This window comes from Mucilaginibacter sp. P2_A5, from assembly GCF_056404995.1.
Window position 1 is genome coordinate 18,870 of record NZ_JBFUCY010000017.1, and the last position, 11,487, is coordinate 30,356.

Annotated in this window: 9 protein-coding genes; 3 read left to right on the top strand and 6 right to left on the bottom strand. The window is 43.9% G+C overall.

Going from position 1 to position 11,487, the window contains the following annotated elements:
- Window positions 1-56: 56 nt before the first annotated feature.
- Window positions 57-953 carry a hypothetical protein gene (locus AC1DXF_RS16025; protein ID WP_477449732.1) on the bottom strand — a complete coding sequence of 299 codons (897 nt, stop codon included), beginning with the start codon at window positions 951-953 and terminating at the stop codon, window positions 57-59.
- A 227-nt stretch (window positions 954-1,180) separates the two neighbouring features.
- On the opposite strand from AC1DXF_RS16025, the gene AC1DXF_RS16030 reads away from it, so the two are divergent.
- Entirely contained in the window at window positions 1,181-1,453 is a 273-nt protein-coding gene (locus AC1DXF_RS16030; RefSeq protein ID WP_477449733.1) for a hypothetical protein, read from the top strand.
- Between the two features lie 134 nt (window positions 1,454-1,587).
- On the opposite strand, the gene AC1DXF_RS16035 is transcribed toward AC1DXF_RS16030, so the two are convergent.
- Window positions 1,588-4,227 carry a zinc-dependent metalloprotease gene (locus AC1DXF_RS16035; protein WP_477449734.1) on the bottom strand — a complete coding sequence of 880 codons (2,640 nt, stop codon included), beginning with the start codon at window positions 4,225-4,227 and terminating at the stop codon, window positions 1,588-1,590.
- Between the two features lie 83 nt (window positions 4,228-4,310).
- On the bottom strand, window positions 4,311-5,558 hold the full coding sequence (locus AC1DXF_RS16040) for an aspartyl protease family protein (RefSeq protein ID WP_477449735.1): 1,248 nt from the start codon (window positions 5,556-5,558) through the stop codon (window positions 4,311-4,313).
- A gap of 59 nt (window positions 5,559-5,617) precedes the next feature.
- On the opposite strand from AC1DXF_RS16040, the gene AC1DXF_RS16045 reads away from it, so the two are divergent.
- Window positions 5,618-6,943, top strand: coding sequence for a D-alanyl-D-alanine carboxypeptidase/D-alanyl-D-alanine-endopeptidase (locus tag AC1DXF_RS16045; RefSeq protein ID WP_477449736.1), 1,326 nt, complete (start codon window positions 5,618-5,620; stop codon window positions 6,941-6,943).
- 578 nt (window positions 6,944-7,521) lie between these two features.
- Here AC1DXF_RS16045 and AC1DXF_RS16050 read toward each other — a convergent pair.
- Window positions 7,522-8,088, bottom strand: coding sequence for a hypothetical protein (locus AC1DXF_RS16050; protein WP_477449737.1), 567 nt, complete (start codon window positions 8,086-8,088; stop codon window positions 7,522-7,524).
- Between the two features lie 95 nt (window positions 8,089-8,183).
- Complete coding sequence (murQ, locus tag AC1DXF_RS16055; RefSeq protein WP_477449738.1) at window positions 8,184-8,990, bottom strand: N-acetylmuramic acid 6-phosphate etherase; 807 nt, start codon at window positions 8,988-8,990, stop codon at window positions 8,184-8,186.
- Between the two features lie 102 nt (window positions 8,991-9,092).
- Here murQ and AC1DXF_RS16060 point away from each other — a divergent pair, with 102 nt between their 5' ends.
- Entirely contained in the window at window positions 9,093-10,676 is a 1,584-nt protein-coding gene (locus AC1DXF_RS16060; protein WP_477449739.1) for a S41 family peptidase, read from the top strand.
- A 148-nt stretch (window positions 10,677-10,824) separates the two neighbouring features.
- Here AC1DXF_RS16060 and AC1DXF_RS16065 read toward each other — a convergent pair whose 3' ends face one another.
- Window positions 10,825-11,487, bottom strand: coding sequence for a hypothetical protein (locus tag AC1DXF_RS16065; protein WP_477449740.1), 663 nt, complete (start codon window positions 11,485-11,487; stop codon window positions 10,825-10,827).

The following is an 11,487-nucleotide window of genomic DNA, read 5'->3' on the forward strand; positions in this document are numbered from 1 at the left end:
AAAAGCCCGGCATTGCCGGGCTTGGGTGTTTATTATAAGATCAGTCAGTTTTAAGTTTAATTTAAGTGCAATGCCGAAGCAACTTCGTTATAGTTTTTAAAGTTGAGGCCCGGGTGGGTAACCTGTAAGGTAGTTACACTGCCGCCAGGAATTACTACAACTTTAAAATCGTAACCGGGTGAGTTGAAATTGGCTATTACATTTACAAAGCCTAAGCCCACATCTGATTGGTATATGGCATTGGTAATTCTGATGAAAGGCAAAGCGTAAAAGCTTGTTGTGCCTGTTACCCTTAGATATACCAAAACCAGCCCGCTGTTAACAATTTCCTGTGTAATCGCCGGCACATTAAGCCTTGTTGCCGCCGCCGAACTCACGTTTTGATTGGTTATTATATAGCTTTTGATATTGGTGGTTCCATCAGCCCCAGCTGGCCCTTGTGGCCCTGCCGGTCCTTGTGGCCCCGTAGCCCCAGTGGCTCCGGTAGCTCCCGTTGCTCCAGTAGCGCCCGTTGCCCCGGTAGCTCCGGTTTGTCCCGCTGGCCCAGCCGGGCCTCTTGGGCCAACCGCACCTGTAGCACCTGTTGCTCCTGTAGCACCGGTCGCTCCGGTAGCACCCGTTGCCCCGGTAGCTCCTGCCGGCCCTTGCGGGCCAATGGGCCCCGTAGCACCTGTAGCGCCGGTTGCTCCTGTAGGGCCGGTTTGTCCCGCCGGGCCTTGTGGGCCCGTAGCCCCTGTTGCACCTGTAGCGCCGGTTGCTCCCGTTGGGCCGGGGATGCCCGTTGTTGCCCCCTGTGGCCCCTGAGGGCCTGTTGCCCCCGTATCACCTTTTGGCCCCTGTGCCCCATCTGCACCGGTAGCCCCGGTTGGGCCGGGTGTTTTATCCCTTTTACATGAGTTTAGGCTCATCATGCAAAGCAATAAAACGGGTAATAAAAGTCTTAGTCTTCCCATAAAAAATATTTTTAGTAGTATATAGTATACTTTAGTACGGATGTGTTGATAATTAGTTACAAAAAACACTGGCAGAAAGCATTGTTTTTATTAATTAAATTTTTGGCCACAGGCATATCAGGGGACGTTTTGAACAAATGTCGAAAAGACGATATAACAAAATGCCAAATGATTTCGTTATACCTAAGTCTCAAACGATTTCGTTATACTTAAAAAATATTTAACCTATGAACAAACTCAGCAATAATTTACACGCAAAGGTCCATAATTGGATGGATGCGATCGGCTTTAGGCTCAACGCCTCGCAAACAAATGGTAAAAATAATGTTACAATCAATCATTATTTTTTTGAAACCTTCAATTTTTTTGAAAAAGCCAGGAGAAATCATCCCGAAAGCACCAAATTTCTTTGCTTTGATGCCTATGGCGAAAAAATAAATGTAAAATCGCTGCTCGATATACAGGTTGCATTTTTTGAGAACATAAGCCAGCTTAAATAATTCTTCTTATTGCTGTCGTTTTTGTTCAATAGTAAAAAATAACTCCGACGTTAATATGCGTCGACATCATAAAAAAAACCTGCTTAAATCATTAAGCAGGTTTTTTTACGTAGATTTTTTATCCGGGAAACAAATTAGTTATCCACATTTGTTTTTGGCCAGCAATTAAGGTACCCTTTACCGATACTTTCGTTTAGTATATCGTTGCTATTTATACCGCGGATAACGCCGCCGGGTATATTAACTATCGGGCGGGTTGGGTTTAGTGCCTCTTTTATGCGGAGCTTTAAATCTGCATAATGCGCGGCGGTTAATGCATCGCCCCCTTTCGGCAAGCCGGCGTCAATTTTCTTTAATTCGACACGTACCATAGGCCTTATATCAGATAAGGCCATATTTATTGGTGTTAATCCAAATGAAGCTAATACTTGCGGAGGAAAGCCCGGGAAACCCCTGAAATCATCTGTCAATAAACTCCTCAGGTTCTCCAAGTACCCACGTTGCAGATTGCGTTTAAATGCATCTGGCTTGCCGGCTGCAAAAATAGCCGGGCGCAGGTCATTCAATAAATCAGCTACCTTATAGGCTGCGCTACCATTTTTTGCTTCGTTATCATACATACGGGCCAGTCTTGATTGGCTAAGCACATTACCCAGCACGGCTACTTGCAAACCTTTAATGCGGTTGTACATTATGCCATTATCAAACTTGCCCAGTTCGGCTTTGTCAATAAGCCAATAGGGTGTGGTAAATATTTGTTTATTTAAAAACAACACAGCATCATGCTGCAGGTTTTTATTTACAAAATCATATACAGGGCCTTTTTGATCATAAGTTTTAAAGTTTTCATTCATGCCGCCAATGTTGGTGGCTACGTGGCCCATATAACGATAATACTGGCCTAAAACTTCGTTATAAAGCTCGTTCACATCATTATAATCCTCATTTTTTTGATAAGTCCATTTTTCAAGGTTTGGTAAAATGCGCTTTAAGTTGGCAATACCATAGGTACTTGCTTTCATAGCGTTATCTCCCAAATCTTCGTTTTGCAGGCGCGGATCAATTGATGTACCCTGCCGGCCAAAATAGTATAGCGGGTTGCCTGCCTTTTTATTTGTCCAGTCGGCCAGTATACCTTTCTCTTCATCAGGCGTTTTATTACCGGCGAACCAGCTATAGCCCCATTTTACGGCCCAAAGGTCATACTCGCCAATTTGCGGGTAAAGGTGTGTTACATTGTCACCTGGCTGGGCTATATAATTAAAACGCGCATAATCCATTATAGATGGCGCGGTGCCATGCTTATCGGTAAATGATTTGGAGCGTAAAGAGTCGACAGGATAGGCGTAGCTTGAACCAAAATTGTGTGGCAAACCAAGCGTGTGGCCAATTTCATGCGATGATACAAAACGGATCAGTTCGCCCATTTGTTCGTCGGTAAACTGGGCCTTACGCACGGCAGGGTTAACCGCGGCTGTTTGTATCAGGTACCAATCGCGCAACAGGTTCATTACATTATGGTACCAGCCAACATGGCTTTCCAATATCTCGCCGCTACGCGGGTCAGATACGTGGGGGCCATAGGCATTTTCAATGTCTGATGCAAAATAGCGGATAACGCTATACCGGGCATCTTCGGTACTAAATTCAGGGTCTTGCTTTTTTGTAGGCGCTTCTTTACCTATAATGGCATTTTTAAAACCCGCGACCTCAAACGCTTTATTCCAATCGTTTATACCGGCAATTAAATAAGGTACCCACTTTTTGGGAGTGGCCGGGTCAATGTAGTATACAATTTGTTTTTTAGGTTCAACCAATTGCCCTTTGGCATAAGCTACCGGATCTTTCGGCTCCAGTTTCCAGCGGTGGATGTATGCGGTAACCGCCGATTTTTGCTTATCGGTGCTATAATCGGTTTGGCGCTGGCCAAAAAAGCCAACCCTGGCATCGCTGATGCGTGGCTTCATCGGTATTTTGGGCAGCAGCAACATGGATGTATTTAATTCAAATGTAACCGCGCCATTGGAATTATCCGTTGGCGATTCACCCGAACGATAGGTTTTTAAAGTAAGGGCTTCCAGGTTAACCGGGAAGCTTTTAATGGTATCTATGTATGAACGGGCGCCATCAACCCCCGAAATTTTGTATGCTTTTTTTACCTCGTCAGATAGGCCTATAGCGGCAACATCGCCGTTGTAAAAATCGGTAACATCAATTAAAACACCGGTAGTATCTTTATTAAAAGCTTTGATATCAAATGAAGCTAAAACCGCATCCAGGTTGGAGTTTTTAACAGATTGGTACATATCGGATGTGCTATCCGCCCGTACCGAATAGCTGGGCACACGTATAAAAATTTGCTTATCATGACGCTCCCATTTCCATACCTGTTCGTTTAGTTCTTCGCCGCCATATTGCTGGCCAAAAGTGCGCAAACCGGTTGGTGTTTTTACATACCTGGTAACCACCAGCATTTCGCGGCTTAGCAACGAATCCGGAATTTCATAGTAATATTTACCTTCGGCCTTATAGGTGTTAAACAAGCCACTATCAGCTTTTATTTTACCTGTAATCAGGTCGCTGAATTTTTTGATACCCTCTTTTTTGGGGGTGCCAACAGTAGCAGTAGCTGTTGTACCGCCGGGGCCAGCTGTTGTTTTAAGGGTTAAAGTTTGATTTGCTGTTTGTTTTTTTGTAGCGCAGGACGCAGCCAAAACAGTTAAAATTAACGCAGTGCCGCGTACGAACCGGCCTGCCACAGGGTTTTTCTTCATTAATTAGTCTACTTAAAACGTAAACTTATGTAAAGTTTATCATTTTTTATAAAATCGGGGCTCAATTAAGTAAAAAGGATATATCAGATTCTCCGCTTTAAGGTAAGCACTACTTTATCCAGCCGTTTATCATGAAAAACATCGAGCAAAAGGCTCCTGTCGTTCCTTGAACGGAATAACTCATCAATTTCTTCAAGGCTCATTTTAGAAACAGGTTTAAAATTGATGGCCACTATTTCATCATCCCGTTCCAGCCCAATTTCGTCGCCCGCCGAGCCCGGCTCTACACGGTTAATAATTATCCTATCCAAATTAGCCCCGGCCGCGTAATATTCAATACCGCTCATATCATGTTCAAAGGGCTGCTTAAAATTGGCATTGGGTTTCAAATACATAGCATTACCAGTATAATCAAATATAACCGAGAAGCGCTTGAGCACGCCAATGCCCAGGTTACCATCCCTGGGTACCGAAAGCCGGGTTTGATTGTTGCCTTCGTCGGGAAGGGATGATATGATGCCTTTAATTTTAAACTTGCCTATTTCCAGCGATTCCAGGCGGGCAATAAAGCCGTTGATAGGGCCATTTAACCCGATCCCCAGGTTGGCCGACGCTATAAATTTTTGTGGCAGTCCATATATCGGTATAATTTTTTCGAGCGACACCGGGTGCCCGGCGCCAAGATCAATAATCAGCTTGCTTTTAACCATCCGACCACCCTGCAATATTACATTGCTTACCACATAGGGCTTTCTGTCTTCAATAGTAATTGGTATTTGTGTGCCTTTCCTGAAAACTTTAAGGTCTTTTGGCCGGGTAACAGTTACTGTACTATCCTGAAAATCTATTTTAACGGCCAGGTTATTGAAAAACTCGTACCCTATAAGCCCGTGTATAGGCATACCCGCATAACCCGACAGGCTGAAAAGGTCTTTTTTTAATATCGCCGCCGCCACATCATAACTTACCAGGCCCGGAATATCTATTTTTAAGGCCGAGGTTACATACGCTTCGGCATCGGCGCCTTCACCAAGTCCCGGTATCTTCAGGGTGCGTTTATTGGGGATGCTGATAGAATCGGCTAACTTAGGGTCGGTTATGATCATCAGGCCAACGCCGGTATCTAAAATGAAATTAAATGGCCCTTTATTGTTGATGCTTAACTTGACAACCATAAGGTTACGTACCAGCTTAAAAGGGATGGTTACTTTTTTTTTGCGGGCATCTAAATCAAAGTACTGCGCATGGGCTGTTGTGAAACAAAATGCCAGCAGGCACAATAGCCACAACGCCCGGAAATGCTTTAGTTTATGAAATAGCTTAAGTAACAATTTGGTATAATTGGTAATATTAAATTTACGACATTAATTGGTTAAATAAATAAATATTTATGCGGGGCACAACATTTACATTTCTGATAACCATTTGCGGCTTATTATTGGGGAGTTGCAGTATTCAAAGCCATTCCATCAATAAACGGAATATTAAAAAACAGTTTGAGCAATCGCAGGTTTCCAATGATCATTTTACCGGTTTTGCTTTATACGATATGGATCAAAAAAAGATGGTATTTGAGCTAAATTCTGATAAATATTTTACCCCCGCATCAAATACCAAGCTGTTTACTTTTTACACCTGCCTTAAAATGCTGGGCGATTCGATACCGGCGTTAAAATACGAAGTGCACAATGATTCGCTGGTGTTTTGGGGCACCGGCGATCCTTCTTTTTTACATAGCGACCTGAAAGGGATTAATGGCTTAAGTTTTTTAAAAAACAGTAACAAAAATCTGTATTGGTCTGCAACTGGTTATACAGGCAGGATTTTTGGGCCAGGCTGGGGATGGGATGATTATAACGACGATTATCAGCAGGAGCTAAGCGTTTTCCCGATAGAAGACAACGAGGTGTTGCTATACGCTGATACCGATGGCAACCTACAGGTAAAACCACAATACTTTAAAAGATTTTTAACCCGCGACCCCGAGTTTAAGCCTACGGGATTTAGAGTACAACGCGATTTGTTAACCAACCGGTTTGCTTATCCGCAAACAGAAATTCCTAAAAAATTCAATCAACTGGTACCATGGAAAACAAGCGACATGCTTACAAAGGAATTGTTGGAAGACACCTTAAAAAAACCTGTTTACCTAACTTATTTGCCCATCAGCAACTCGGCAAAAACCATTTATAATACCAATGCCGATTCTGTTTATCGCCGCATGCTGCAGCCCAGCGATAATTTTATTGCCGAACAATTGCTGCTGGTTTGCTCGTCGGTAAAGTTTAATATGCTGAACACCGATTCGGTTATCAATTATTCGAAGAAAAACTTTTTAAATGATTTGCCCGATGAGCCCCAATGGGTTGATGGATCGGGACTGTCGCGTTATAACCTGTTTACCCCGCGCAGCATGGTAAAATTGCTTTGCAAAATTGCCGATGAAGTTAAAAATGATACCCTGCTGCATAGCCTGATGCCGGCGGGGGGATTAACCGGTACGCTTAAAAATGCTTATAAAACAGATAATGGGAGGCCATTTGTATGGGCCAAAACCGGGTCGTTATCCAATAACCATAATCAAAGTGGCTACCTGGTAACCCGCAAAGGCAAGCGGCTGGCCTTCGCTTTCATGAACAACAATTTTACCCGGCCAACTAAAGATGTAAGGGGCGAAATGGTGAGGGTGATGACGTGGATACATGAGGCGTATTGAGCCGGTATTGGCACGAAGATCATTAAAATATCATTGCGCGTATCCATAGGGATGATCCTGAAAAAAAAAACGTTATGATCCGCAACAAAATATAATTAAATCAATGTGCTAAGCCGCCGTAGTTGCTGTACGAAGCAATCCCGAACTATGTGGGACTTAGCATGTAGGGGATTGCTTCGTACCTTATAAGGACATCGATATAAGTTGTTGATTATCAAATGTGTTTTTATTCCCCTCTCGAGAGGGGGCGGGATGGGGAGTGCGTTGGCAGGGTGTGTTTTTCCGCGTTTCATTGCGCGCGCATAACACACCCCTCCGCCCCTCTCAAGAGGGGAATCGCACTTTTCCACCGCTTTTTTAAAAGGGATTCGCAAAATTTTTCGTCTCTACGTTAAGCCCCATTTGCAACATGTCATCCCCATTTTTTTCAGGGCTACCTGATGGATACTCGCAATGACGGATCTTTTTTACTTACAAATAGGTCATTATAAGGAACGAAGCAATAACATAATAAGCTAATAATGAATGCCGTGCAGCTATCTTAATTCCTGACTCTAACCTCTTGACCCTCCTCGAAGCTAATTCAGCCTTCTCACCATCTGTTCTTCTACCTTTTTATACACCTGGATGGGTTTAAGGCTGCGCCAGCCAAGGTCGTCCAATTGGCCGCCGAAGTTGATGTAATAATCGATGTTGTTGCGTTTAAACTCATCTATTACGTGTTCGCGGAAATTGATGCCAGCTATCCAGCCATCTTCAACATCCTGAAACCATTCTTCGTAATAGCAATCGTCGGATGAGTGAAAGTTGAGGATGTTTTCGCCTATCAGTATAAAATGGTTAATGCCATTATCAATCATCAGTTCAAGGATCTCGCGCTTCAGCATCATGATATCATTGTTAATGGCATCGTTCCACTCGCCTATAAACTCAATAATGGTATAGCCTTTTTCGTAATCGGCATACAGCACTTTCATGTATAGCGTGTTGGAGCCAAACGAATCCCATTGCGGATGCAGCAGATAGTTGTATACTTGCTTATCAAATTCAAACTCACTATACTCCGTAGCATAAAAAGGCGAATATTCGTCTTCGGCTGCTATGTAATCATCCCTCCAGCGGTAATATGGTTCTATCTCGTGCATTGTTCAGATGTGCAAATTTCAGATGTGCAAATGTGCAGATTATGGGGAAATGCAAATTCAACCATTTGCACATCTGAAATCTGCATATCTGCACATCAATTCTTATAATTATCAACAGCTGCTCTCACGCTGCCGTATTTTTTAAGTAATGCTGCGGCTTCCTCCTCGGCAAGGCCCGTTTCGTCCATTACCATGTGGGTTCCGCGGTCAATCAGCTTATCGTTGCTTAGCTGCATATCAACCATTTTATTTCCTTTTACTTTGCCCAGTTGGATCATTACGCTGGTGCTCAGCATATTCAAAACCAACTTTTGGGCGGTACCGGCCTTCATCCGGGTTGATCCCGTTAAAAACTCGGGGCCTGTAACCACTTCAACGGGGTATTTGGCAATGGCGGCAATGGGGCTATCACTATTACAAACAATGCAACCTGTAACCACATTATGGCTATTGGCCATTTTTAAGCCCCCGATTACATATGGGGTAGTGCCCGATGCGGCAATGCCAACTACTACATCTTTTTCGGTTATGTTGTACTCTAACAGGTTTTTCCAGGCAAGCTCGGTGTTGTCCTCAGCAAATTCAACCGCTTTGCGGATGGCCCCGTCTCCCCCGGCTATTAATCCTACTACCATATCAAACGGAACACCAAACGTTGGCGGGCATTCGGATGCGTCGACCACACCTAAACGGCCGCTGGTGCCGGCACCGATGTAAAAAAGCCGCCCCCCCTGTTTCATCCGTTCGGCAGTTATAATGGCCAACGCCTCAATCTGGGGCAGGGCCCCGGCCACGGCAAGCGGAACTGTTTGGTCTTCCCGGTTAATGTTTTCCAGGATTTCCCTGACCGATTGCAACTCCAGGTTTTTATAATGCGATTCCCTTTCGGTAGTGCGTTCCATTAATTTTAAATAATTTATAACAAAATTCGGTAAAAAACATCAAATGCAAGGCTGCCGATAAAAATTATTGGCAACGCATTGATTAACTTTGTATAGTTAAATATGAAAAAGACGGCGGGAGTAATTTTCAGGACACTGATCCTGTTACTGGTGGGTATTACTATTGGATTGTATATCAGTAGAAATAACGCCGATCGCAGCCTTGGCTTTTCATTTTCGGGCGCTGATAAACTTTCAAAAGTGCTAACCCTGGTTGGCGAAAATTATGTGGATAGCGTAAATGTTGACAGCATTGAGGGCGCATCTATCAACGAGCTACTGCAAAATCTTGACCCGCATTCGCTGTACCTGCCGCCACAACAGGCACAAAATATTAATGAGCGTTTAGAGGGGGGCTTTAATGGCATTGGCATTGAATACCAGTTACTGCGCGATACGCTGGTAATTACCCAGGTATATGCCGGGGGGCCTGCCGATAAAGCAGGTTTGCCGGTAGGGAGCAAAGTTGTTAGTGTTGATCATAAAAAATTCTCGGGTACAAAACTAACGGCCGATAAAGTGAATGATATTTTCCGGGGCGAAAAAGATGCCACCATTGTAATGGATGTGGCCAATACCAGCGGAAAAGGTACAAAATCATTTACCATGAAACGCGGCCGGGTTGATATCAGCAGCATAAACGCGGCGTATATGGCCACAGTCAATACAGGCTATATCAAAATCAGCAAGTTTGCCGCTACTACCGATGTGGATTTTAAGGCGGCGCTTAACAGGCTTAAGGTTGATGGTATGAATAAACTGGTGCTTGACCTTCGCGGCAATGGTGGCGGGTACCTGAGTGCAGCCACATCAATGGCCGACGAGTTTTTGGGCAAGGGTAAACTAATTGTATACACCGAAGGCGTCCATGAGCCCCGTACCAATTATTTTGCCACGGATTCGGGCGCTTTTCAACAAGGTAAGGTAAGTATATTGATAGATGAGTATTCGGCATCGGCAAGTGAAATATTGGCCGGCGCGCTACAGGATTTGGATAGAGCTACCATTGTTGGCCGCCGTTCATTTGGCAAGGGGCTGGTACAACAGCAGTTTCCGTTTGGTGATGGCTCGGCCATTAATTTAACAGTGGCAAGGTATTATACCCCATCCGGCAGATCGATCCAAAAATCATACAAGGGTGGCGTTAGCAGCTACCGCAATGAGCTGGCCCAGCGCATGCAAAAAGGCGAGTTGTTTTCTGAACAAAGCAACCGAAATGATACTGTTTTTAAAGGATCATCATACCATACCACAGGCGGCCGTAAAGTTTACAGTGGCGGTGGTATTATGCCCGATATTTTTGTACCTGCCGATACTACGCAAAGTACCCAGATAGTGCAGGACCTTGGCGAACAACAGCTATTTTCGGCTTATGTGATTGATAAAATGCAACCCTTGCTGGGCAAGTATACCAGCGGCGAAGATTTTATAAAACATTGTGCCATCAGTGATGATGATTTTCGGAGTTTTATCCTATACGCATCTCAAACCCTAAAAGAGATGGATTCGCGCGAATTACTGCAATCAAAAGATTACATCAAAAGCATCCTGAAAGCCAGCGCAGCCCGGTTTAAATGGGGCGACAATGCGTTCCAGGAAGTGATGAACAGTAATGACGTGGCTTATAAAAAGGCGTTGGAGCAATAGGGTGTAGATGTGCAGATTTCAGATATGCAGATGAAAAAAAGAAAGAGGATGATGATTTGATTGGCAAATCTTTATCCCCTTTTTAATTATGGCTTTCTATGTTTTACAAACCAATCATCTGCACATTTGCACATCTGATATCAGCATATCAATTCCGGCTTTTGTTTAAAGTAAGTATCCCGTTATTGTAAAATAGTAGCCTGGCGTTATCATCCTGTATAATGGCAAAAGGATAATCGTGGTTTGCTGGGGTAACCCGCCATGCCTTTATCAGCTGGCCGTGCGAATCGGGACTGATATCATAATAGCCAAATTCGGCAACCAGGCATGAGTCGGCTATTTTTCGATTAACCGAATAAGAATCTTTCAAAGCGGCCTGTACAAACAAATAACGTAGTTGCGGTAGGGTTGTACGTGGCGTTGTGCCCAATGTTACATTGCTGTATAGGTACCCGCTGGTAATGTAATAAGTGCCATTGTTGAAATGATAACCTACCTGGGCAAATAGTATGGGTAAGCCTTTGCTGTATTGCTGTGCAATTACGTGTTGAAGCACGTGTACGGGGCCATTAGTGGTAATGGTATCATTTAAAACTGCTCTTGTTACCACAAGATTATTGGTAGCAATATGGTTATCCGTCAACAGTTTTAACGAGGCCGTCAGTTCGGTTTTATTCGTATCAGCATAATCGCGCCGGATACGACTAATGCAGCCGTTATCATTTTGCACCCCTGTCAGGGGCGATTTTTTACATGATGAGCCAAGGGCCAACGCCAACAAAACAACGCAGGATATTTTTTTAGCAAACAT